The 24,117-nt window shown below is 58.0% G+C and carries 19 protein-coding genes, 2 tRNA genes and 1 other annotated feature; of the genes, 8 read left to right on the top strand and 13 right to left on the bottom strand.

Translation table 11 applies throughout. From position 1 onward, the window contains the following. Positions 1-195 precede the first annotated feature (195 nt). On the bottom strand, positions 196-576 hold the full coding sequence (locus tag AB5Y98_RS02990) for a hypothetical protein (RefSeq protein ID WP_024945102.1): 381 nt from the start codon (positions 574-576) through the stop codon (positions 196-198). Positions 577-1,482: 906 nt separating this feature from the next. On the opposite strand from AB5Y98_RS02990, the gene avs5 reads away from it, so the two are divergent. Beyond that, positions 1,483-3,777, top strand: coding sequence for an AVAST type 5 anti-phage protein Avs5 (avs5, locus tag AB5Y98_RS02985; protein ID WP_323898830.1), 2,295 nt, complete (start codon positions 1,483-1,485; stop codon positions 3,775-3,777). Positions 3,778-3,839: 62 nt separating this feature from the next. On the opposite strand, the gene AB5Y98_RS02980 is transcribed toward avs5, so the two are convergent. Continuing rightward, positions 3,840-5,411 (bottom strand): ATP-binding cassette domain-containing protein, encoded by a 1,572-nt coding sequence (locus AB5Y98_RS02980; RefSeq protein ID WP_368231298.1) that lies wholly within the window; start codon positions 5,409-5,411, stop codon positions 3,840-3,842. A gap of 407 nt (positions 5,412-5,818) precedes the next feature. Between AB5Y98_RS02980 and AB5Y98_RS02975 the strand changes: the two genes are divergently transcribed. Further along, positions 5,819-6,721 (top strand): hypothetical protein, encoded by a 903-nt coding sequence (locus AB5Y98_RS02975; RefSeq protein WP_368231297.1) that lies wholly within the window; start codon positions 5,819-5,821, stop codon positions 6,719-6,721. Between the two features lie 276 nt (positions 6,722-6,997). Then, positions 6,998-7,912, top strand: a complete 915-nt coding sequence (locus tag AB5Y98_RS02970; protein ID WP_368231296.1) for a hypothetical protein — start codon at positions 6,998-7,000, stop codon at positions 7,910-7,912. A 211-nt stretch (positions 7,913-8,123) separates the two neighbouring features. Here the strand turns inward: AB5Y98_RS02970 and AB5Y98_RS02965 are convergent, their stop codons facing one another. From AB5Y98_RS02965 to AB5Y98_RS02940, 6 genes are all read right to left on the bottom strand, one after another. Beyond that, positions 8,124-8,372 carry a hypothetical protein gene (locus tag AB5Y98_RS02965; protein WP_017780920.1) on the bottom strand — a complete coding sequence of 83 codons (249 nt, stop codon included), beginning with the start codon at positions 8,370-8,372 and terminating at the stop codon, positions 8,124-8,126. Between the two features lie 322 nt (positions 8,373-8,694). After that, the gene (locus tag AB5Y98_RS02960; protein ID WP_368231295.1) at positions 8,695-9,111 is read right to left on the bottom strand and encodes an SgcJ/EcaC family oxidoreductase; all 417 of its coding nucleotides are present in this window, start codon (positions 9,109-9,111) and stop codon (positions 8,695-8,697) included. Between the two features lie 94 nt (positions 9,112-9,205). Further along, the gene (gene thrC / locus AB5Y98_RS02955) at positions 9,206-10,480 is read right to left on the bottom strand and encodes a threonine synthase (RefSeq protein ID WP_368231294.1); all 1,275 of its coding nucleotides are present in this window, start codon (positions 10,478-10,480) and stop codon (positions 9,206-9,208) included. Continuing rightward, positions 10,477-11,457, bottom strand: a complete 981-nt coding sequence (gene thrB, locus AB5Y98_RS02950) for a homoserine kinase (RefSeq protein WP_368231293.1) — start codon at positions 11,455-11,457, stop codon at positions 10,477-10,479. The genes thrC and thrB overlap by 4 nt, the downstream gene beginning before the upstream one ends. A gap of 2 nt (positions 11,458-11,459) precedes the next feature. Next, positions 11,460-13,919, bottom strand: a complete 2,460-nt coding sequence (gene thrA / locus AB5Y98_RS02945) for a bifunctional aspartate kinase/homoserine dehydrogenase I (protein ID WP_368231292.1) — start codon at positions 13,917-13,919, stop codon at positions 11,460-11,462. Between the two features lie 68 nt (positions 13,920-13,987). Beyond that, positions 13,988-14,118 (bottom strand) — a sequence feature (Thr leader region). 72 nt (positions 14,119-14,190) lie between these two features. Further along, positions 14,191-14,883 (bottom strand): tRNA/rRNA methyltransferase, encoded by a 693-nt coding sequence (locus tag AB5Y98_RS02940; protein WP_368231291.1) that lies wholly within the window; start codon positions 14,881-14,883, stop codon positions 14,191-14,193. Positions 14,884-15,078: 195 nt separating this feature from the next. On the opposite strand from AB5Y98_RS02940, the gene aceK reads away from it, so the two are divergent. Further along, positions 15,079-16,806 carry a bifunctional isocitrate dehydrogenase kinase/phosphatase gene (gene aceK, locus AB5Y98_RS02935; RefSeq protein WP_042009064.1) on the top strand — a complete coding sequence of 576 codons (1,728 nt, stop codon included), beginning with the start codon at positions 15,079-15,081 and terminating at the stop codon, positions 16,804-16,806. A 110-nt stretch (positions 16,807-16,916) separates the two neighbouring features. On the opposite strand, the gene AB5Y98_RS02930 is transcribed toward aceK, so the two are convergent. Next, the gene (locus tag AB5Y98_RS02930) at positions 16,917-17,315 is read right to left on the bottom strand and encodes an META domain-containing protein (protein ID WP_010633332.1); all 399 of its coding nucleotides are present in this window, start codon (positions 17,313-17,315) and stop codon (positions 16,917-16,919) included. 172 nt (positions 17,316-17,487) lie between these two features. Here AB5Y98_RS02930 and AB5Y98_RS02925 point away from each other — a divergent pair, with 172 nt between their 5' ends. Continuing rightward, positions 17,488-17,964: a hypothetical protein gene (locus AB5Y98_RS02925; protein WP_368231290.1), complete on the top strand. Its 477-nt coding sequence runs from the start codon at positions 17,488-17,490 to the stop codon at positions 17,962-17,964. Between the two features lie 5 nt (positions 17,965-17,969). On the opposite strand, the gene AB5Y98_RS02920 is transcribed toward AB5Y98_RS02925, so the two are convergent. Next, complete coding sequence (locus AB5Y98_RS02920) at positions 17,970-18,449, bottom strand: putative 4-hydroxy-4-methyl-2-oxoglutarate aldolase (protein ID WP_042052180.1); 480 nt, start codon at positions 18,447-18,449, stop codon at positions 17,970-17,972. 42 nt (positions 18,450-18,491) lie between these two features. After that, positions 18,492-18,908, bottom strand: coding sequence for a DUF3293 domain-containing protein (locus tag AB5Y98_RS02915; protein WP_368231289.1), 417 nt, complete (start codon positions 18,906-18,908; stop codon positions 18,492-18,494). 376 nt (positions 18,909-19,284) lie between these two features. Between AB5Y98_RS02915 and arcA the strand changes: the two genes are divergently transcribed. Further along, positions 19,285-20,004, top strand: coding sequence for a two-component system response regulator ArcA (gene arcA, locus AB5Y98_RS02910; RefSeq protein WP_010633329.1), 720 nt, complete (start codon positions 19,285-19,287; stop codon positions 20,002-20,004). 147 nt (positions 20,005-20,151) lie between these two features. On the opposite strand, the gene AB5Y98_RS02905 is transcribed toward arcA, so the two are convergent. Together AB5Y98_RS02905 and AB5Y98_RS02900 are read right to left on the bottom strand one after the other, a co-directional pair. Beyond that, positions 20,152-20,226: transfer RNA gene (locus tag AB5Y98_RS02905), tRNA-Gly, on the bottom strand. 94 nt (positions 20,227-20,320) lie between these two features. Further along, positions 20,321-20,394: transfer RNA gene (locus AB5Y98_RS02900), tRNA-Gly, on the bottom strand. Between the two features lie 201 nt (positions 20,395-20,595). On the opposite strand from AB5Y98_RS02900, the gene cydD reads away from it, so the two are divergent. Together cydD and cydC are read left to right on the top strand one after the other, a co-directional pair. Next, complete coding sequence (gene cydD, locus AB5Y98_RS02895) at positions 20,596-22,365, top strand: cysteine/glutathione ABC transporter permease/ATP-binding protein CydD (protein WP_368231288.1); 1,770 nt, start codon at positions 20,596-20,598, stop codon at positions 22,363-22,365. Then, entirely contained in the window at positions 22,358-24,103 is a 1,746-nt protein-coding gene (gene cydC / locus AB5Y98_RS02890) for a cysteine/glutathione ABC transporter ATP-binding protein/permease CydC (RefSeq protein ID WP_213343828.1), read from the top strand. The genes cydD and cydC overlap by 8 nt, the downstream gene beginning before the upstream one ends. Positions 24,104-24,117: the final 14 nt, after the last annotated feature.

Here is a 24,117-nt window from a genome sequence, read left to right as displayed (position 1 = left end):
CGAGATCCCAGTTCCGGCAACTTCTCCAGGGCCACCCTCGCTTGCCCCCCTTCGCCGCCGTTTATCTGCCCCCGCACACCCCAACCCTACCCCTGCGGCCAGCGCCCAGTCACTCGCTCAGCGATAACCCCCCACGCCCCAAAAAGCGCGGGGGGCCTGATGGCCCCCCGCAAACACACCGGATGAGAAAATGCCTTACTTGGCGGCGCTATCCTTCACGCACTTCTGGACAAAGCTGTTCTTGGCCGCGCCAGCCAGCTTCTTGTCGGCCGCCGCCTTCTCGCACTTGGCCGCCGGATCCACTGCCGCGCCCGTCTTCACGCACTTCTGGATAAAGCTGTTCTTGGCCGCACCGGCCAGCTTCTTGTCGGCGGCCGCCTTCTCGCACTCGCCGGTCGCTGCGCCAGCGGCATCTTTCACGCACTTGCCGACAAAGCTGGTCTTGGCGGCGCCGTTAAGCTTTTTGGCCGCGGCCTGCGCCTCGCACTGCAACTGGGCAGCATCGTTGGCAAAGACCGGATTAGCCAGCAGCACGCTGCCGCAGAGCAGGCCGAACAGGATAGCAATACGCTTCATATGACGTTCCTTATTGTGATGTGTTGGCATGGTGACCCGTTTGCATGGTGATCTGATTGCAAGTAACTGTTGTGACAACAGCTGATTGTTGCCGCTGATCCCCCGCCTCGCCAGCACAGAGCACCATAGCCGCACTATAGCGCCGATTGGCTAAGCGGGATTCTCCCCAGCCAGCTCCGCCTTAACAGCAAGCCAGCCCCCTCTTCTCCGTGACACTCGCCGACCCCAATAAAATCAAGGGTCATGGAAATCCTGTTCACTGCCACAGCGATTTCTTGAGCCAGCGCATAAAACACAGATATTCCTGATAGTTACGTCAATTTTTGACTGGTGAGACCAGATTCGATTGGCATATCATAGCCATCCGGTGCCTATTGAACTGTGATGGGTTACTGCCCTCCCTGGTTAATGGAGCATTTTGGAAGCTGTAATCCACGGGCGGTAGCGTGTGCTTTGTCTGCTATTTTCAAGGAGCACTAGAACAACATAGTGCTAGTAATGACAACCAATATAAAATTTACGCCAAGTATTTCCGCTCTGAATAAAAAACAATGAGCTATTGCCCTGTCAACATTAGCAAACATGTTAGTATTTCATTGTCAATTTAACTAATAACTCGGACAAGGTAGTTTTGCTATCTAACCTTCATACCTTCTGAAACTGCCGCCGGTTGGCTGCGATTCTCCTATACATAGCTCTCAGAACAAGGCTGGTTTTTTTCAAAAACATAATAAATACAGACGAATGATTTCAGAAAAAATATTAATCGTAGAGTTTTCTACCAATGCCACACTTTGGTGTCAAGAATCTTCAGGCCAACATCTATTACATTTATTTATATAGTTAAATGATTTCACATTATAGATCAAACCACTGCGCCATCTGGAAAATAAAATAGGATACAAAATGAAACAGTTATACTTTAATGACACGCAAGCTAAACAAGAGATTCTGACCTTATTCAAAGCTTCACGTTTGATCCCTTTCTTTGGTAGTGGATTCACGATGAACTCAAGAGCAAAACGCAGTAGAGTTCCAGATGCTGAGAATTTAACAAAAATCATAAAGTCTGCTATTTTAGAAAAAATAAAAGACCCAAATCTACAACAAGAAATAAATGAAATAAAGGATCTTAAAACGGCTTTCGGGCTACTTAAAATGCCAGATTTAATCTCAAACAGAGAATCCAGAACCCTCCTTGAAAATATATTCTCAGAAGTTGAGCTAGGTGACGAGTCTAAACAGAAAGTCTTAAAAATTGATTGGCCACACATATTTACATTCAATATTGATGATGCAATAGAAAAGGTGGTTAAAAATAAATACAAGGTACTCGTACCCAATAAAAAAACATCCCGAGAGTATATTTCATCACACAAATGCATATTTAAATTACACGGTGATATATCAGAATTATGTGCTTATGATGACATGAACTTAGTCTTTACATGGCGGGATTATGCTCATAGCATAGAAAATAACAAAGCTATACTTAGCTTTTTGAAAGATGAGGCTCAAGACTCATCTTTCTTATTTATAGGATGTAGTCTAGATGCAGAATTAGATCTAATCAACTTAACAAAAGACACCTCTTTCTCTAAATCTATTTACCTCAAGAAAGGAAAGGCTAGCTTAGCCGATATTATAAAGTTAAAGGAATATGGAATAGAAAAGGTGATCTACTTTGACACTTACACCCAAATATATGAATGGATATACAGTGAACTAAAAGGCTACTCCAGAGAAATTCCAACAAGAGACCTTTTGTTTAATGATACTTTGCTATCTCGTAATGAAGCGATTACCATAATAACAAATGGTGGCCCCGTATCAAAAATCATTGATGATAAAAGAGTTGCACTTTCGAGCGCAACCTTCCCAAATAGAACATTGATAAAAAAGGCAGCAGAGATAATTAGGGAAAAAAACTGTCTTCTCATAACAGGCAGAAGAATCAGTGGGAAAACATTATTTATTTTCCAATTGGCTATGCATCTTAAAGAATTTGGAGTGACCTTCTTCTCATCTACTGACAGTTATGACCCATCAATAAGAAAGAAGATGGAACGTTTGGAAAGCCATTTATTTATATTTGACTCTAATTTCCTTAGCTTTGAAGGAATAAAAGAAGTTTTGTATTCCAAAATTCAGCCTAGCAGTAAGATTATCATTTGTGCAAGCTCAGGCGATGCTGAGCAAGTTAGATTTCTTCTTACTGAAAGTAGGGTAATCTACGATGAAGTCACATTAAACAATGTGCTTGATGCTAATGAACTAGAAAAATTCAACGAAGCATTAGATTCTACAGGCCTCCCTATATGTAATAAAAAAGAGAACTTGCTAACATATGCTTACAGATGTTATGAGGAATACAAACACTCCCTTCCTACATCTACTATTTTCGATAAGCAGTTTTCTGTAGAGTCTTATTATCTTTTTATTCTGATTTCTGCATATGGAAAAGCTAACCTTCATCATATAAAGTCTATAGCTGAAGACTTTGACATAAATGGTTTCATTCAAAAAAATGACCGTCTTTTTGAAATTGAAGTAACCGTCACGGGGGAAAAAGTAGTTATTTGCAATACACCCACGTGGCTGTTGAAAAAAGTAAGACTGATGGTTGACAACAACCCTGATGCCGCATCAATCATCTCAAGAGTAATAATATCACTTGAACGAAGTGGTTTCTCATCATTAGCGACGGATCTTTTTAGATTCGATAAACTAAATGAGCTTTCTGGTGACAAAGACCCAAGAGCCTTTATAAAGGATGTATATATAAACATATCAAATGTATACTCTAAGGAGTCTCACTACTGGCTACAGAGAGCAAAGACGGAATTAATTTCAGGCCGAGTGGAAAATGATATTAATGAAGGTGTGAATTATGCAAGAAAAGTAAGACTGGATAATGCATCACAAAAAAACAAGACTTATTACAGTGCCACTCTAGTGTTAACTCAGTTGTTAGCTAGAGGATTTACAATCACAAGTAAAAATGAATTTTTGATGAGTTTTATAGACTCATGCATTGAGTCTATAAGCAATTACCATAATAACCGAAGACATATAGATGACATGGCAGCAGTAAATGATGTACGCAACACGTTAAGATATCTCAAAGCACATCCTCCTATTGAAGCCCTACCTCAAAAAGAAAAAATCATTCAGCTATGTAATTTCTTTTGTATAGAATAAAATATCTGGAACACTAACCTCTATGAGCCAGCTACAATTCGGCTGGCTCACGATTTAACCCCTTATCCCTCCAACCAATACTCCCTTTCAACCCCCACCCCGGCTACAAAGGCGGGATCGTGGGAGACCAGCAGCAGAGTGCCCGGATAGTCGGCCAGCACCTGAGTGAGCAGCTGGCGCGAGGGGTGATCCAGATGGTTGTCCGGCTCGTCCAGCAGCAACAGGTCGGGCAGTTGCGCCAGCACCATCAGCAAACCCAGCTTTAGCCGCTCGCCACCGCTCAACCCATGACAGGGCGCCAGGGCGCGATCGCCGCGCAGGGCGATGCCCGCCAACCGGGTTCTCGCCTCGCTCTCGGAAAGCGTCGGTGCAACCGCCAGCAGGTTGGCCAATGGACTAAGGTCTAGCGCAATCAGGCTGAGCCCCTGATCAAGACACGCCATCCGGCCATTGATGCGAAAGCTGCCCGCCTCAGGCGCCAGCTCACCGCGCAGCATCTGCAGCAGGCTCGACTTGCCGCTGCCGTTGCGACCGGCCAAGAGACAGCGAGCCCCCCGCTGCAGCACCAGATCTACCTGCTGACCATGCCAGCGTGTGTGGCGCACCGCCGTGATCACCAGCGGCTGGGCCGCCCCTTTGCGATCGCTTTCCGCTGGCCACTGCATGACAAGCGGCTGCACCGCCGCCAGCGCGGCCGCCGCCTCGGCGCGCGCCTCCACCTGCGCACTATGGCCCCGCTCGTGGCGATCCAGCACCTTGCCAAGGGATTTGCCCGCCTGTTCCGCTTTGAAATCGAGCAGGATCTTGGCCTGGGAGCCGCGCTCGCGCCTCCCCTGACTGGCCCGTCTGGCCGCCTGCTCACGCACCTTCTGCACGCTGCGCGCCGCCGCTTTTTCACGGCGATCCGCCTGCGCCAGCCGGGCGCTGCGGGCAGCCTGCAGCTCCGCCTGCTGCGCCAAAAATGCCTCAAACGAGAGGCTGGCACTCTGCAGCCCCTGCTCGCTCAGCTCCAGTATCTGGCTCCCTTGATTGAGCAGGCGCCGGTCGTGACTTACCAGCAGATAGCCACCACTGTGGCTGGCCAGTCGCTGGCTCAGCCACGCGATGCCACTGGCATCCAGGTGGTTGTCCGGCTCATCGAGCAGCAGAAAGTGAGCAGATCTCGCAAACAGCGCCAGCAGGCGCAAACGGGTGATCTGGCCACCGCTCAGGGTGCTGACCGGGGTATGGGCATCGAGTCTGAGGCCAGCCTCTGCCAGCAGGTCGGCAAGATCGCTGCGCAGGTTCCAGCGATCAGCCAGCCGCTCGAAATCGTCCAGGGCGCAGATCCCCTGCTCGATGCGCTCAAGGGCCCGCAGCGGCTCGCCCCAGCCGATAACGTCGGCCACGCTGGCTGCGTCGTCATGAGCCTGCGCGGGTACAAACTGGGACAACCAGCTGATGGGGGTCAACCACTCAATCTTGCCAGAAGCCGCGCGGCGCTGGCCCGCCAGCAGTTCCAGCAGCAGGCTCTTGCCGATGCCGTTGCGGCCGATCAGGGTGCAGCCCGCAGCGGGCAGAGTGAAGGTAAGGGGCACAGTGCAAGCGCCGAAGGGCAGCTGCAAGGCGTTGATATGACATGCGATATGGGTCATCTGAACTCCTGTGGGCCAATGCGAGAGCCGCAGGCCAAGAGCCAAGCCAAATGACAGGGACACGTGTCCACAAATGGGAAAACAGCAGAGGAATCAGCATCAACCTGTCACGGTAAGACACACCCGATCTCCCTGGCGGGAGAGGAATCAAAAGCGGGGTGCGGACAGGTTAAATGCGCATTGGAGGAAGTACTCATATATCAAAGGAGCCAAGAGGCTAACCCGACGTATGCGGGCAGGTCAACACACATCATCTGGATCAGATCCTGTTGTCGGCCAATACCGGTCGCTATAAAGGCTCGTACGAAAACCACCTCTAGAGAGATAGTTCAATACCCATATGGAGCATGATTGATCGATGACATGATCTAGAATGTGCGCTCTTTTTTCATTCGGGATTCGATTATATGAAACGCGTTTTCTTCGCCGCTCTGACCATGCTGACTGCACCCGCCATGGCCGAGCAGACTGTTGCCCACCACTTCGCCACACTGACATACCAGCAGATCATCGATGGCTGCCAGATGTATCGCCTCAATACCCCGCAAGGCGCCACCCTGCTGTTCGGGCACAACTTCAATGACACCGGCGTCAATGCGGAGGGAGGTGCCTCTGCCGGCACCATGGATCTCTACTCCTACATGTATTCGGACCCGAAATATCGCAGCTACTCCCTGCGGGGCACCAATAATCTCTATCAGCCCTCCACCAGCGACTCTTATACCTTTATGACCCTCTCCGTCGGGGCCAGCAGCTCACCCGACAACTTCATGTTGTCCCAGCGCAAGAACATCGAGCGGGCGACCTCTTACTCCAGCGGCGATACCCAGCTCTCGATGCATTTCTACGACGGGCAGGATCAGCCGAAATATGACAAGGCGATGCCGAAATATCTCTCGCTGTGCGGCAACAACATTGCCTCCTTCGACTCATTGACCAGCCTTAGACTGCGCATCGCCAACTCCACCATCAAGGTGCAGTACCCAAGATTCAATCAGCCTGCCGGGATCAAGGCCAGCAATGATCTGGTCAGCGAAGTCCAGCTCGCCTGGAACAATGCCGACAACAGCGCCATCACGACCCGTCAGCTTAAATACACCCGCATCTCCCGCGCCGAGAAACTCGACAAGCCGCAAGATCAGAAGTTTGTCGAACTGGCCAAACTTGGCATCAACGACGACCGCTATATCGACATCAATGGCGACCAGAATCCTCTGATCCCCGGCAAGGAGTATGTCTATCAGGTGCAGTACTGCGACGGTTACGACTTCTGCGAAGCGAGCCCTCAGGTGATTGGCAAAGCCAATTAAGCAGCCCGCTATCGATCCATAAAAAGAGCCCCGCCGGGCTCTTTTTATGTTGTCTCCCCCACAACGTGCTACTGCCAGCAGAAGAGACAACTAAGGCATCCAGCTGAACCACCTATCCCCCCTCATGCCACTGCCCGAATGGCGCTTAATGGTTGCCATATGGAAACCCACCTACGTATGATGCCAAACGGCACCGTTTTGGGGCTTGCGGTGCTCTCAAGACCCAGGCTGCCATTTCGCATCATCACCCACCTTATCAATGAACAGTGAGCCCTTATGAATGTTCGCTACTGCGCCCTGTTGGCGTGCTGTCTGCCGCTGGCAAGCCATGCTGAGATTGCTGCACCTTATCAGCTCGATGCAGGCAAGGTCATCTTCAAACCCTATGGCAATCAAGCGGGAACTCCGCTGGCCGGAGCTGTGCCGACGGACTTTGACGTCATATACCGCAACGATAATTTCGCCCTGGCCCTCTCGCAGGGGCGCTATTTCTGCAATGCCCAGCCGCTGCCCGACAGCTTTGATGTCAACAGCGCCAAGGCGCTTGGCAGTTTCCTGCTGAGCGGGCAGCAGGCCTATGCCTATTGCGAGCAGATCAAGGTGCCGGTGAATACCGCCGCCTTCGCCTTGCTTGACCACCCTTTTGCCAGCGACGATCGCCATGTCTTTCTCGTCACCGGCGAACTGCTCGAGGGAGCGGACCCCAAACACCTGAAGACGGCCCATGGTCAGGCTGCTGACCAGCGCCACTACTACTATGTGGCCGACCAGACCAAGGTCATCCCTCACAAAGGAAAAGTGGCGTTGTACGATACCTGCCAAGGGTGGGCCAAGATTGATGGCACCCTCTATTTCGAGGGTGAACCCCAACAAGAGGTGGATGCTACCAGCTTCCACTGCCTGAACTTCTCTTCGGCCGTGACCAAGGACGGCTTCTATAGCGGCAACCAGCGGATCGCCCCCCTGCCAAAAGGGGTCGACAGCGCCCTTATCAAACCGCTGCGGGAGAACTTCGTCACCGACGGCACACGCGTGTGGTATGTGAACGTCCAGCCGACTGAGCTGGAAGGGGTCAACCTGGCTGCAGCCAAGGTGGAATACGACCAGCTCAGCGATGGGGTGCACAACTGGGATTGCAGTGTTCACGACGATATGGGCAACCCCAGCTGTGAAAAAACGGCCGTCGAGTAGCCCTGTCGCCGCTCACCTCTGCCAGAGCGTCAGAAAATCCAGATACAGGTACAGCAAACCGGTGACCAGCATGTTTCCCGCCTCCCAGTTCTGACCCCGCGCGGCCTGTTCGCACAATAAAAATCCCCCGCGCTCGGGGGATTTTTGTTTTCTGTTTATCCTGGTTGGCGAGTCACTATCTGCGCCAGCGGGCAGGGGTGGGCGTTGACCATCAGCGGTTCTTAAGCGCCTCCACCCTGGCGATCAGGATGGCCATAAAGCCGGAGATGATGATCAGCCCGATACTGACAGGCAGCACAGAGACGGCGTAAGGAACAACAATTGCGCCACCGACCAGAGAATCCGAGAAGATGCTCAAGGGCAGCGGCAACAAGATTAACAGTGCGATATAAACCAGCACCCTGGCGATCACCAGAGGGGTTTTAAGAGATTGCGTTACGACTCTTCGGTACGGCCACATGATGGTTTGCTCCCTGATCCGTTATTATCCGGCCATCGGCCACCAACCCTGAGCAGGGTCCCGGCCTTGTTCGTCCATGATGGCTTCATGCAGCACCCTGATTAACAGCCACCGAACGACTGGTCAAGGGACTCCCCATCGGCGGCTTTTTCCCACGATTTTTATTCTTCTGCGCGCCGCCACTATGGCGGAGAAAACCTGCAACAAACCGGCGCCGCACCACAGCAACCTCTAACAACTGTTTCTATATCAGCAGCTTGTTGATTGCCTGCCATTCGGGGGCTTGTAGCAGCCCCCACTCTGGGATAGCCCCAGAGAGCGTTCAGGCAGAAGGCGCGGGATCCACCGCGGCCAGCAGCGCTGTGCCGTAGGAGTTGTCTATGGTGCAGCGCCACTGCCCATCGGTTTCTTTGCGAAACACATAGGTGGCGCGGCGGGTTTCCTCAGTCAGGCCCCCCTGGCCATCAGGGTAATTGAGCCGGGTCTCCATGATCACCAGCGCATTGTCGGCCCCCTCGATCACCTCCATGGCGCCCTGAGTCACCTCAAGGCGGCCGTCAAAGTAATCCGAGATGGCCGCGAAGGCGCGGCGGATAGCTGGAATGCCGCACACCACCATGCCGGGCTTGACCACCAGGGTGGCGTCCTCGGCGTAGAAGGCCATCAGGGCGTCGAAGTCGCGCCGGGAGATGGCCGCATCGCAGGTCTCGATAAGAGTTCGAAGGGGATGCTGATTCATCTTCACTCCTTATAGGGGGCGGCTTGCCCGCCCTGTCACGGATAGAAAACAACGGATAGAAAAATCCCCCGAGGTCGGGGGATTGGCAATCAACTTAACCGAGCAGGAAGGCCCTTAGCGGGGCAAACTCCGCCGGCAGATTGTGGGACAAGAGCGGCAGCACGGCGTGCTTGGCGAGCGGGCCGGGCAGCGGCACGTCCAGCCCCAGGATCTCGTCCACCGACTCCTTGAACTTGGCCGGATGGGCGGTGCACAGGAACACCCCCACTTCGTCCTCGGCCAGCTGTTCCCCCAGCAGATCCCAGGCAATGGCGCCATGGGGCTCGCACAGGTAATCCAGCTGGTGCAGGCGTTTGAGGGCCGCGCGGGTTTCGGCATCACTGCGCATGCCAGACCCCAGGGTCTCCAGCGCCCAGCCTTTGCGACGGCACAGCTCTTCCACCCTAGGCCAGTTGTTGGGGCGGCTCACGTCCATGGCGTTCGACAGGGTCGCGACCGTCTGGTGCGGATCCCACTGGCCGGTTTTCAGGTAGCGCGGCACGGTATCGTTGGCGTTGGTGGCGGCGATAAAGCGCTTCACCGGCAGCCCCAGCGCCTTGGCAATCAGGCCTGCGGTGAGGTTGCCAAAGTTACCGGACGGCACGCTGATGACCGCCTTGGCGCGTTGGGCTTTCGGCAGCTGGGCCAGCGCCTCGAAGTAGTAGCAAACCTGAGCCAGCAAGCGGCTGATGTTGATGGAGTTGGCGGAGTTCAGACCAATCGCCTTTTTCAGCTCTTCGTCATCGAAGGATTGCTTCACCAGCGCCTGACAGGCATCGAAGTCGCCGTCGATGGCGATGGTGCGGATGTTGCCCCCCAAGGTGCAGAACAGCGCCTCCTGCAGCGGGCTGATCTTGCCCTTGGGGTAGAGGATCACCACCTCGATCCCCTCCAGCCCGTAGAAGGCGTGGGCCACGGCGGCGCCGGTGTCACCGGAAGTGGCGGTGAGGATGGTGATCTTGTCGTTGGTTCTGAACGCAGCCAAACACTGGGCCATAAAGCGGCCGCCGAAGTCCTTGAACGCCAGGGTCGGGCCATGGAATAGCTCGAGGGCATAAGTGCCGTCTTTGAGTTTCACCAGCGGCGCCGGGAAGGTGAAGGCGGCCTTGACCAACTCGTGTACCTGAGGCGCGGCCACTTCGTCCCCCAGCAGGTGGCTGAGGATGCGGGCGGAGCGCTCCACCAGCGGCAGATCCAGCAGGGCATCGACGTCGGCCAGCGGTTCGAGGGTTTCTGGAAAGAAGAGCCCCTGTTCGCGGCCCAGACCCTGACGCACCGCTTGGGCGAAGCTCACCTGTTCACTCTTGTCCTTGATATTGTAAAGATTCATAGCTCGCTTCCTGTTACCCGTGCCCCGGCCATGTCGAGTTTGCAAACCCGGGCAAATCCATCTTCGTTCTGCACGAAATGTGCGTCCATCCAATCTTTCATCCGCTCGGCCTGGGCCAGATCCTTCATCACCACGAACACGCTGGGGCCGGAGCCCGAGATGCCGGTGGCCAGCGCCCCGTTCTGGGCGGCCTGGGCCCGCACCTCGGCAAAACCTTCAATGAGCGCCGCGCGGTAGGGCTCGGCAATCACGTCTTTGAGTACGCTCGCCGCCAACCCCTCCTGCCCGGTGTAGCTTGCGTGCACGAAGGCGGCCAGCCGACGGCCATAGGTGAGGCAATCCTGGCGGCGATACTGGGCCGGCAGAATGGCGCGGGCGGCGGCGGTGGAAACCACTGTGCCCGGGTAGCAGACCACCCAGTACCACTCGTCAAACACCGGAATGCCCTGGCTGATGACGCCGTGCTCTTCCAGCACCAGCTGCATGCCGCCCAGATAGCAGGGGGCGACGTTGTCGTAGTGGACGGAGCCGGAGATCTTCCCTTCCATCTCCCCCATCAGCAGCAGCAGGTCGTGTTCATTGAGGGGGGCGCCGTGAAAGCCGTTGAGGCCTTCCAGCGCCGCCACCACGCTGCAGGCGCTGGAACCCAGACCTGAGCCCACCGGCAGGTTCTTCTCCAGCACCATTTCGAGCGGCTTGAGACCAAGGCCTCGCTTCTCCAGCGCCTCGCCATAGGCGAGCCAGCAGTCATGGAGGATGTTCTTTTTCGGGTCAGCCGGCAACTTGTGGGCGTAGCGGCCCACGGAGGAGAGGGCAAACGGTACATCGGCTGCCTTGACCTGGACGCGATCCCCGAGCAGAGAGCCATCCACGGGGGCGAGCGCCGCCCCCAGTACATCGAATCCCACGCTCAGGTTGGCGCTGGAGGCGGGGGCATAGGCCACCACGCTGCCGTTCTGGTACATGTCTGAACTCATGCTTACAACTCCTGCTTCCAGTTCTGGGTGCGCAGCACGTCGGCAAAGACGCCCGCGGCGGTCACTTCGGTACCGGCGCCATAGCCGCGCAGCACCAGCGGGATCGGCTGGTAGTAGGTAGAGAAGAAGGCGAGCGCGTTCTCCCCGTCTTTGACCTTGAACAGCGGCTCGTCGGCGCCGACCGCCTTGATGGCGACCTTGCACTTGCCACCCTCGATGGAACCCACGTAGCGCAGCACCTTGCCGTCACGCTGGGCAGCCGCGAACTGGTCGCGGAACCAGCCGTCAGCCTCCGGCAGGCGGGCCATAAAGGCTTCCACGTCGCCGCTGACATCAAAACCCGGCGGCAGCGCCTGCTCCACCTCGACATCGGAGAGCTCCAGCGCCATGCCGGCCTCGCGAGCCAGGATCAGCAGCTTGCGGGCCACGTCCATGCCGTTGAGATCGTCACGGGGATCCGGCTCGGTAAAGCCGTTGCCACGGGCAATCTTGGTGGCATCGGAGAAGGCCATCCCCTCGTCCAGCTTGCCGAAGATAAAGGAGAGCGAACCGGAGAGCACACCGTCGAAGGCGCGCAGCTTGTCGCCGGCCTTGATCAGGTTCTGCAGGTTCTCGATGACCGGCAGGCCGGCGCCCACGTTGGTCTCGTACAGGAACTTGCGACGGGTCTGACGAGCAGTGCGACGCAGCGCCTTGTAGTAATCGAACGACCCTGTGTTGGCCTTCTTGTTCGGGGTCACCACGTGGAAACCGGCGGCGAGGAAGTCGGCGTACTGGACGGCGATGGCCTCGCTGGAGGTGCAATCGACGATCACCGGGTTGATGAGGTGACTCTCTTCCACCAGCTTCTTCACCGCTTCCAGGCTGAAGCTGTCACGGGCCTCCACCAGCTGTTCACGCCAGTTGGCGAGGTTCAGCCCATCCTTGTTGACCGCCATCTGGCGGCTGTTGGCGATGCCCACTACCCGCAGGCCAGTGCCCTGCTCGGCCAATACCGGCTGCTGGCGGGCAATCTGATCCACCAGGGCCGCGCCGACACCGCCAACGCCGACCACGAAGAGATCGATGAACTGTTGGCTGCCGAAGAAGTTCTGGTGGCAGGCCTTGATGGCTTCGGCCACCTTGCGATCCCGCACCACCGCCGAGATGGAGCGCTCGCTGGAACCCTGCGCAATGGCGACGATGTTGATGGAGGCTTGTGCCAGCGAGGTGAAGAAGCGGGCCGCCATCCCCTTGGAGGTGCGCATGCCGTCACCGATGAGGGAGATGATCGCCAGATCCTGCATGATCTCCAGCGGATCCAGCAGCTGGTTCTTGAATTCGAGCTCGAACTCGCGCTCCAGCACCTTGCGGGTCTTGTCGCAGTCGTAGCTGTGGATACAGAAGCTGACGCTGTACTCGGAGGATGACTGGGTGATGAGGACGATGCTGACCCCGGCGCGGGAGACGGCGGAGAAGATGCGGCCGGCCATGCCCACCATGCCCTTCATGCCGGGACCGGAGACGTTGAACATGCACATGCCGGAGAGGTCCGAGATGGCCTTCACCTTGAGATCGTCATCCCCCTGCTCGACGCCGATAAGGGTGCCCGGCCCCTGCGGGTTGAAGCTGTTCTTGATGAGGCAGGGAATGTGGAACTGGGCCACCGGCGCGATGGTTTTCGGGTGCAGTACCTTGGCACCGAAGTAGGAGAGCTCCATCGCCTCCTTGTAGGAGAGGGTTTTCAGTAAGTAAGCGTCCGGCACCAGGCGCGGGTCGCAGTTGTAGCAGCCCTCGACGTCGGTCCAGATCTCGCAGCACTCGGCATCGACGCAGGCGGCCAAGACGGCGGCGCTGTAATCCGACCCGTTACGACCCAGCAGCACGGTTTCGCCCTTGTCGCTGCCACCGGTGAAGCCCGGCATCAGGTAGAGGCAATCGGAGCGCAGGCCCTTGGCGGCGAAGCGCAGGCGGGAGGCTTCGATGTCGACGTGAGCCTCCAGATAGCCGCCGTCGGTCACCAGCAGCTGCTCCGGCACTATGATGTCCAGCTCGAGGCCGCGCACCCGCAGCAGCTCGTGCATGAAGGCGATGGAGAGGTTCTCGCCCCGGCTCAGGATGCGGGCCTGCACGTTGTCCGGGCAGAGCCCCAGCAGGCGGATGCCCTGCATCAGCCGCTCCACCTGATCCAGTTCGCTGGTGAGACGGGCCTGCAGCACCTTGTCATCCAGCGCCGGATAGGCTGCCTTCAAGCCGGCCAGCAGGCGGGAGAAGATGCCGTTGATCTCGAACAGGGTGCTGCTGGCATCCATGCCGCGGCTGGTCTGTTCCACCAGAGCCACCAGGTGGTTGGTCACCTTGGCCGGTGCCGACAGCACCAGGGCAACCTGGGATTGGCCGTGGGTATTCACCGCGATATCGGCGACCCGTAAAAAACGCTCTGCATCGGCCAGTGACGACCCGCCAAACTTCAACACTCTCATCGCTATCTCCCTGTATTCCCTGCAAATTAATCCGCTAATCGGTCTGAAAACTGTCTGAAAACAACCCAACAAAAAAGGCCCGTACTGGGTGGGTACGGGCCTTTTTCTGATTTCTGTGCTTGTTCGTCAGCGCATCAACCGGCCCCAGTGCCACCTGTGGTGGTACCGGTAATAATGGTGGTGGTGATGACGCTGGTGAATAACTGCATGACGAACACTCTTGAACGAAGCTGGCTTTTAGCAATACCGCGCCGGGCGCAGGGCTGTCAACCTAAACCTCTTTGCCAAGTTTGCGGGCAAGGTCTTTGCAGAGCAGATGGAGCATGTTCAAATCCCGCTGCGGGAGCATGGGCACCCGGTCCATCACCCATTGATGCAGTTTTTCATCCTGCGAAACACCGAGATCACCAAGAATTTCTGCTGTTTTGCTTTTCAGCACCCGAACCTGTCCGGCGTTATCAATATTTTCTGCTAGCACCTCGGGCTCATCGAGCAACTGGCTCAGCTCGTAGGCGTACAGCATGATCGCCTGGCCCAGGTTCAGGGACGGGTAGCTCACCTTGAGCGGCAGATAGCTGATGAGATCGACCTGGGCCAGTTGCTCGTTGGAGAGGCCCGACTCCTCGCAGCCAAACACGATGGCGACCTTGTCCAAGGAAGGCTTGGCCTTGATCTGGTCACGGATCTCGGCCGGAGTGAGGTAGTGCTGATAACGGCCGCGCTGGCGGGCAGTGGTGGCCACCACCAGATCCATGTCGGCCAGCGCCTCCTCCAGGGTGTCGAACGCCTCGGTCTGGGTCAAAATCTCCTGCGCACCGTGGGCCACCCAGCTCGCCTCTTCCTCTTCGTGCACCCGGCTAGCCACCAGTCGCATGGCATCAAAGCCCATGGTTTTCATAGCGCGGGCGGCAGCGCCCACGTTGGCAGGGCGGGCGGGGGCCACCAGCACAAAATAGAGTTTCATCGGGTCTTCTCCTGGGCAGGGCCGAACGTGCAAACCACAGCGGAACGTCGGCAAAACAGGGGCGCAATCTACCGTTTTCACCCGAAAATTGCCACTTGAACAGACGTTTGAATGTTGCCATAGTGGCCAGGAATGTGGACAAATTGCAGCCAATCCCAGGCGCCATCGGCCCGACAGATCACAAGGAAGAGAGAGATGCAGCAGCCATTGGAACAGGCCGTCGCCGAGACGATTCTGCAACGCTTCGAGTCGTTTTACAGTCGGTTTCTCGAAATCACCCAGGGCAGCAAGAGCCGTTTTGAAAACAGTGACTGGCTGGGGGTGCAGCTGGCGGGGCGCGAGCGCATCCGCCTCTATGATCACCACGTGGGGGCGACGGCTGGCTCCATTCGCCAGATGATGGGAGAGCACCACGCCACCCAGGAGCTGCTCAAGCGGGTCAAGGGGGCCTTCAGCGACCTGTTGCCCAAGTGCGAGAACTTCGAGGTGGCGGAGTCTTTCTTCAACTCCGTCTACCGCCGCATCTTTCGCCATCGCAACATCCGCGACGAGAACCTCTACATCCACCCCTTCGTCAGCCGCGGTGACAAGCCCGACCTGAGCGCATTGCTGCGCATCTATCGCACCGATCTCGCCCACCTGCCGCAGACCCTGAGCCAGCTCTTGGGGGATTACAGCTTCACCCTGCCCTATGAGGACAAACAGCGGGATATTGTCGATATCCATCGCCATCTTGCCGAGAACGGCCCGCATATTCTGCACGATGAGCCCTTCGCCATCGAACTATTGAGAGAGGTCTTCTACCGCAACAAGGGGGCCTATCTGGTGGGGCTGATCCGGGCAAGGGAGCAGGTCTTTCCCTTCATCCTGCCCCTGCTCAGCACCGGCCAGAGCATCTATGTGGATACCGTCATCTTCGAGCCGGATCTCGCCTCCATCGTGTTTGGCTTCGCCCGCGCCTACTTCATGGTCTATGCCCCGGTGCCGGCGCTGTTCGTCGCCTTCTTGCGCCAGATCATGCCCCACAAGCCGGACTACGAGATCTACAACGCCATCGGCTGCCAGAAGCACGGCAAGACAGAGCTCTACCGCCACTATCAGCACCATCTGGCCCAGAGCCGCGAGCAGTTCGTCATCGCGCCGGGCATCAAGGGAATGGTGATGAGCGTGTTCACCCTCCCCTCCTACGACGTGGTGTTCAAGGTGATAAAGGACGAGTTCACGCCCCCCAAGGACGTGAGCCACGAGCAGGTGAAGGCGAAGTACCGGCTGGTAAAGCAGCACGACCGGGTGGGGCGGATGGCCGATACCCAGGAGTTCACCAACTTCGAGTTTCCCCTCGATCGCATCTCGCCGGAGCTGCTGGCCGAGCTCAAGGCGGTGGCCCCCTCGGCGCTCACCATCACCGCCGACAAGCTGGTGATCAAGCACCTCTACACAGAGCGCAAGATGATCCCGCTCAACCTCTATCTGGACAAGGCGGACGAGCAGCAGACCCGGCTCGCGCTGGAGGAGTACGGCAACGCCATCAAGCAGCTGGCGGCGGCCAACATCTTCCCGGGGGACATGCTGTTCAAGAACTTCGGGGTCACCCGCCACGGCCGGGTGGTGTTCTACGACTATGACGAGATCTGCTACATGACGGAGTGCAACTTCCGCCAGATCCCGCCACCGCGCTACCCCGAGGACGAGTGGAGCGCCGAGCCCTGGTATTCGGTGGCCCCCAACGACATCTTCCCCGAGGAGTTCGCCACCTTCCTGCTGCAAAAGCCGCAGGTGCGCGAGATCATGCTGGCATTGCACAAGGAGATGTTCGACGCCAACTACTGGAAGATGCTGCAGAGCAACATCAAGGAGGGGGTGTTCGAGGATGTCTATCCCTACCGGCGCAAGAAGCGTTTCAAGTTCCAGCGCGGCGGCTAATCGATCCACGCCTCGTTGCAAAAGGGAGTGCAAATAGCAAAAGGGACGCCGTGGCGTCCCTTTCTGCATCCGGCTGCGTGCGCTACGACAGCCTCTGACAAAAACGTCAGTTACTTGGCGGCAGGCATGGCGTCGAAGGTGAGCAGTGCCGCCTTGTTGGCGTCGCTCAGCACCAGCTGCTGGCCGCTGATCTGGAAGCTCGCCACTTTCTCCAGCGTCTGCAGGTAGAGCATCTCCTTGCCGGCCAGCTCGCCCATGCACATCATGCGGGTCGAACCCATGGGGCCCAGCGCCAGTACGCCGTCACCCTGCTGGGTGATGCTGCCGAAATAGCGGTTGCAGCCGCCTTTGCCCGCCACCTTGTCACCGGCGACTTGCAGGGTAAAGGTGTCACCGCTCGCCCCTTGCAGTTGCCAGGTGGAGGCTTGCAGTTGCGTCAGTTTGGAACCAGTGGCCATGGCGCAGCCCCCCAGGGCCAGCGCGGCCAGCAGAGTCAGTTTCTTGTTCATGGATTCACCTCTCGATATCAGCGAAATAGGGGAAGAAACAGGATGATGGGGGCCTGTTTATCATGAGAGCGGAGCAAATCAAAACTGTTTTATTGTGATCGGGGTTCCCTTTACTAACAGCTGGCATGTGCCATGCTTGTATTCCTGTTCCGGACCCAGGGAGGGGAAAAGAATGGTCAAATCATCCGTCATCGCACTCGTCTCATGCCTCAGCCTTACCGCCCAGGCCGCCGACTGGGATTTCCTCAAGAACGATACCGACAGCCAGCTCTACGTCAAAAGCTACTCAGGCGTGCTGCTCGGCAGTCAGACTCATCACAACGACAGTTTCGATCTCTGGCTCATCAATACCGGCTATCAATATCCGCTGCACGATGGCGTCAGCCTCTACATGGAAGCGGGCCCTGCCATCGGCCCCAGCAGCGATCAATCCGGCTACAACCTGAGCTCGGGGGTGCGCTATCAGCTCTCCCCCATGCTCAACATCGGCAGCCAGCTCAAACAGCTGGAGGTGAACAAGCCCAGCACCCTGCTGGAGCTCAACACCAGCCTGCTGCTGACCCCGCAACTGGCCATCACCGCCAACTACGGCGTCAGCGCCTTTCGCACCGAACAATCCCTCAGCGTCGGGGTCGGCTTCAACTTCTAGCGAGATCAGATAAGCCGGGTGGCGCTCACCAGCACGCCGTTGAGATCGGCGTAGACGTAGTCACCCGGATGTATGGTCACCCCAGCAAACGACACCACCGCATCCAGCTCACCCAGCCCCCGCTTCTCGGTTTTGACCGGGCAGGGCGCCAGCGCCTTGACCCCCAGCGCCAGCGTCGCCAGCGTGCCCACGTCGCGCACGGCGCCGTAGATCACGATTCCTTCCCAGCCCTGCTCCGCCGCCTTGATCGCCAGCTGATCGCCGAGCAAGGCGCGGCGCAGGGAACCACCGCCATCGATCACCATCACCCGCCCCTGCCCGGGCCGGTTGACCAGCTCCCGCACCAGGCTATTGTCCTCGTAACAGGAGAGAGTGACCGCCTGGCCGTGAAACAGCACCTTGCCACCAAAATTTTGAAACAGCGGCTCCGCCACCTGCAGAGCATCGCCATACTCGTCACAGAGATCGGGCAGTAGATCCAGCATCATAAGTCTCCTTCCATGGACATGAATTCGCTCATTCTTTCATCAAGCAGAGCCCCTGACAATCCAGTGGGATTCAATTCTGCCCAGATGGTGTGGCTCCCCTGCCAGCAACACCGGCAGCAGCCAGAGCTCCCCCAGTTCCACCCAATAGATGGCATTCTGGCCAAAACGGGCTGCCAGCCGGATGGCCTCGCTGCGCGGGCAGGCCAGCAGCAGCGACGACTCCTGCCATGTTTCATCCAGCGAACTGCCCCTACAAGGCCCCATCACCTGCCAACGAGGAACCGCCGCAATGGCCCGCCACAGGGCCCGCTGACGGCGGGTATTGCGACGCATTCCCAGCTGGCGACTGGCCGGATTCCAGGCCGTCACTATGGCGTAGGCAAGCCATTTCGGCGCCGAAAAGGGTGCAATAAAGCAGATTTTTCTGTAGTTTTCCCACAAATTCATGTCAACCACATGTTACATTCCATTACATTTTATAGGGGCGAAAATGGGGGCAACCCCAAGTATCATGCTGTGAACTCAGGGTTTGACCTATATCAAACCAGAGTTAAAAAGTTGCTATCTGACGGCAAAGAGTGTTGTTATGCGCCTGTTAACTGATAAAATGCAGCCACTTTTGTAATGGACTACCTTTCCAGGCTTCTCTCGATCAGACTTATTGAGAGCCTATGTGTGGCACAGGGATGTTTGCCAACGCTGATGCCAAATTCGCGATAATCCGACCTGATATTCATACCCAGGATGACGTAATTAATTTTCAGGACCGGTCGGGTAACGCCAAAGAGTGTTAAAATTTAGATAATTAACTGATAAGAATCTGGGAATACTCATGCAAACACCACACATTCTGATCGTCGAAGACGAACTGGTCACTCGCAATACCCTGAAAAGCATCTTCGAGGCAGAGGGCTATATCGTACTCGAAGCCAACAATGGCGACGAGATGCATCAGGCCCTGACTGCCCACACCATCAACCTGGTGATCATGGACATCAACCTGCCGGGCAAGAATGGCCTGCTGCTGGCTCGTGAGCTGCGTGAGGACGACAACATCGCCCTGATGTTCCTGACCGGTCGCGACAACGAAGTGGACAAGATCCTGGGTCTGGAAATCGGCGCCGACGATTACATCACCAAGCCGTTCAACCCCCGCGAGCTGACCATCCGTGCCCGCAACCTGCTGAGCCGCACCATGAACGTGGCCGCCGGTGGCGAAGAGAAGAAACTGGTGGAGCGTTACCTGTTCAACGGCTGGGCACTGGACATCAACAGCCGCGCCCTGGTCAGCCCGGCTGGAGACATGTTCAAGCTGCCGCGCTCCGAGTTCCGCGCCATGCTGCACTTCTGCGAAAACCCGGGCCAGATCCAGACCCGTGCCGAGCTGCTCAAGAAGATGACCGGCCGTGAGCTCAAGCCCCACGACCGAACCGTGGATGTCACCATCCGCCGCATCCGCAAGCACTTCGAGAGCGTCAACGACACCCCCGAGATCATCGCCACCATCCACGGCGAAGGCTATCGCTTCTGCGGCGAGCTGGAGCAGGAGTAATACTCCCTCCTCCCGAGTTGAAAAGGCGCCGATGGCGCCTTTTCCATTTCTGTGCCTTTCAGCTTGGCCGCTCTGGCGCTCTCGCCTGCATCAAAAAAACAGACAACAAAAAGCCCACTCGCAGGAGTGGGCTTTTTGCATCAAGGCTGGAGCGGGCAGCGGGAATCGAACCCGCATCATCAGCTTGGAAGGCTGAGGTAATAGCCATTATACGATGCCCGCCTGGCATCAAAACTTGCTTGGTGTGATGGGGAAACCCCACGACAGACAGCCGTTTCGGCTGAGGTGACAACGGCCTTGGCCATTATCAGGAATTTGGAGCGGGTGATGGGAATCGAACCCACGTATGCAGCTTGGGAAGCTACCGTTCTACCATTGAACTACACCCGCGTCAGGGCCTCTACTATATGCATTTTGCCGCCGAGCGCAATCACCCCGATACGGTTTTTTACCATAAATCAATCTGTTCGACCAACTAATGAGCAGCAAGCCGCTTTTTCCATCAATCGTTTTCACCGGCCGGAATTTACAAGGTTGCCAAGCCTGGGGGGCGAGGATAGTCTTGCGCCACTCGACGCGAGGATGGTGGTAATGGATAAAAAAACGCAAAAACGACTCTATGGCTGGTTGCGCAATCAATCGAGCCACGGCCGGCGCTGGATCGGCCTCTCCATCGGTTTTGGCCTGGGGCAGGGCATCCTGATGGTGGCGCAGGCCTGGCTGCTGGCCACCCTGCTGCACGGCTTCATCATCGAAGACGCCACCCCGGCGGGTTCCATTCCCCTCTTCATTACCCTGCTGCTGGTCACCCTCGGCAAGGCGGTGCTGGCCTATGGCCGCGAGGTGGCCAGCTTCAAGGCAGGCAGCGCGGTGCGCCAGGCCATCCGCGAGCTGGTGCTCACCCGCCTAGGCCGGTTGGGACCGGCCTACATCCAGCGTCGACCGGCCGGCAGCTGGGCCAGCCTGCTGCTGGAACAGATTGAAAACATGCAGGATTTCTTCTCCCGCTACCTGCCGCAGATGGCGATTGCCGTGTTCATTCCGGTGGTGATCCTGGTGGCCGTATTCCCGGTCAACTGGGCCGCTGGCCTCATTCTGCTGGGCACGGCGCCCCTCATTCCGCTGTTCATGATCCTGGTGGGGGTCGGTGCCGCCGATGCCAACCGCCGCAACTTCCAGGCGCTGGCCCGTCTCTCCGGCCACTTCCTCGATCGCCTCAAGGGGCTGCGCACCCTGCAGCTCTTCATGCGCACCCAGGTGGAAGGGGATGCCATTCGCGATGCCTCGGAAGATTTTCGCGAACGCACCATGGAGGTGCTGCGCCTGGCCTTCCTCAGCACCGCCGTACTGGAGTTCTTCGCCGCCCTCTCGGTGGCGCTGGTGGCCGTCTACTTCGGGTTCTCCTATATCGATCACCTGAACTTCGGCCACTATGGCACCAAAGTTACCCTCTTTACCGGCCTGTTCGTGCTGTTTCTCGCTCCCGAGTTCTACGCCCCGCTGCGCGAGCTCGGCGCCCACTACCACGCCAAGGCGCAGGCCATCGGCGCCGCCGAACAGCTGCTGGAGTTCCTCGAGGCCGAGGTGAGTGAACCCGCCTCAGGCAATGCGCCGTTCCATGCCGACTCCCCCATCAGGGTGGAAGCCCGCGCCCTGGAGGTGCTGAGCGCCGAGGGCAAGGTGCTGGTCGGCCCCATCGACTTCACCCTGGAAGCGGGTTCACGCACCGCCCTCATCGGCATCAGCGGCGCCGGCAAGAGCTCGCTGGTCAACGCCCTGCTCGGCTTTGCCCCCTATCGCGGCGAGCTCAAGGTCAACGGTCAGGAGCTGGCCAGCCTCGACATGAGCCAGTGGCGCAGGCAGCTGGGCTGGCTCTCCCAGAACCCGCAGCTGTTCCACGCCTCGCTACGCGACAACCTGCTGCTGGCCAAGCCTGCCGCCAGTGACGACGAACTGGAAGAGGCCCTGAAACGGGCCCAGGCATGGGAGTTCGCCATGGAGAAGGGACTCGACTATGCGGTGGGGGATCAGGCCGGCGGCCTCTCGGTCGGCCAGGCCCAGCGCCTGGCACTGGCCCGTACCTTGCTCAAGTCCACCCAGCTGATGGTGCTGGACGAGCCGACCGCCAGCCTGGATCGCCACTCCGAGCGAGCCATCATGACCACGCTGGAGCAGGTCATCGCCAACCAGACCCTGCTGATGATTACCCACCGCCTCGATCAGCTCACCAAGATGGACCAGATCCTGGTGCTGGAGCGCGGCAAGCTGGTGGAGCAAGGCAACTTCCAGCAACTCAGCACCGCGCAGGGGCCGTTCGCCCGCCTGCTCTCCCAACGTAACGAGGGTTCTCTCGATGACTGATCTCTTGCCGTTTCTGCGCCTCTATCGCCAGCACTGGCTCAGCCTCTCCATCGGTCTGCTGCTGGCACTGGTCACCCTGGCGGCCGGGATGGGACTGCTGTCGCTCTCCGGCTGGTTTCTCTCCGCCGCCGCCGTGGCGGGGCTGACGGCGGCCACCCGCGATCACTTCAACTACATGACGCCGGCCGGCGGGGTGCGCTTCTTCTCCATCATCCGCACTGCCGGCCGCTGGGGTGAGCGAGTGGTGAGCCACGACGCCACCTTCCGGGTGCTGACCCGGCTGCGGGTCTGGTTCTGGCAAAAGCTCTCGCCGCTCTCCACCGGCGCCCTGGCAGGCTTTCGCCAGGCGGACCTGCTCAACCGGCTGGTGGCAGACATCGACGCCATGGACCACGTCTACCTGCGGCTGGTCACCCCCATAGGGGCGGCCCTGCTCAGCACTGCCGGTCTGGTGCTCTTTCTCTCCTTCTTTGACAGTGAGCTGGCCCTCACCCTGGGCGCCATCCTGCTGTTTGGCATGATTGCCCTGCCGCTGGTGTTCTATTTCCTCGGTCGCAAGCCCGGACAGGCGCTGATAGCGGAAAAATCGCGCCTGCGTACCCGTCTGGTGGACTATCTGGACGGCCAGGCCGAGCTGCAGATGTTTGCCGCCGCCCCCCGGGCGCGCGACGAGCTGCAGCAGGCCGAGCAGGCGCTGATCCAGGCCCAGGCCCGCATGGCCCGGGTGAGCGGGCTGGCCAACGGCTCGGTGCAACTACTGAGCGGCTGGACCCTGACCCTGATGCTGTGGCTGGCCGGTCACGGGGTGGCGGGCGCCGCACCTGATCCCATCACGGCGCTGATGGTGTTCGCCACCCTGGCCAGCTTCGAGGCGCTGATGCCGCTGGCCGGTGCCTTCCAGCACCTCTCCACCAGCCTCACCTCGGCCCGCCGCCTCAACGAGATCCTGCAAGAGGCCAAGGCCCCCGAGTGGGGCCACGAAGAGCGCCACGCACAACAGGGGGCGCTGCAGATAAGCGACCTCTATTTCAGCTACCCGGGCAACCCGCAGCCGGTGCTGCGCGGCTGCACCTTGCAGCTGCAGGCCGGCGAGAAGCTGGCGCTGCTGGGCCAGACCGGCTGTGGCAAGTCCACTCTGATGGGACTGCTGACCCGCGAATGGCACCCGCAGGCTGGCAAGATCCTGCTCGATGGCAAGCCGCTCACCGACTACAGCGAAGGGGCGCTGCGCGCCTCCCTCTCGGTGGTGAGCCAGCGGGTGCACCTGTTTGCCGATACCCTGCGCGGCAACCTCAAGCTGGCCGCCCCCCATGCCAGTGACGAGCAGCTGGTGCAGGTGCTGACCCAGGTCGGCCTCGCCAACCTGCTGGAAGATGACAACGGCCACAGCGACAGCGGGCTCGATGCTTGGCTGGGGGATGGCGGCCGGCCGCTCTCCGGTGGCGAGCGTCGCCGCATCGGCATCGCTCGCGCCCTGCTGCACGACGCGCCGCTCTGGCTGCTGGATGAGCCGACCGAAGGGCTCGACAGCCAGACCGAGCGGGAGATCATGGAACTGTTGTTCCGGCTGGGGGCGGATCGCACCCTGCTGCTCATCTCCCACCGTTTGCTGGGACTGGAGCAGATGGACCGGATCGCCCTGATGGAAGAGGGGCAGATCCGCCTCTGCGCCCCCCATCAGGCGCTGCTGGCGGACGACTACTACCGCAGCCTGCATCAGCGGCTGGCGCCGGCCTGATGAGCAACGAGAGA

Origin of the sequence: Aeromonas sp. s3, assembly GCF_040907805.1 — a bacterium.
Lineage (GTDB): Bacteria > Pseudomonadota > Gammaproteobacteria > Enterobacterales > Aeromonadaceae > Aeromonas > Aeromonas dhakensis.
The sequence above is the reverse complement of the archived record's forward strand: the minus strand, read 5'-3'. Positions and strand labels throughout refer to the sequence as shown.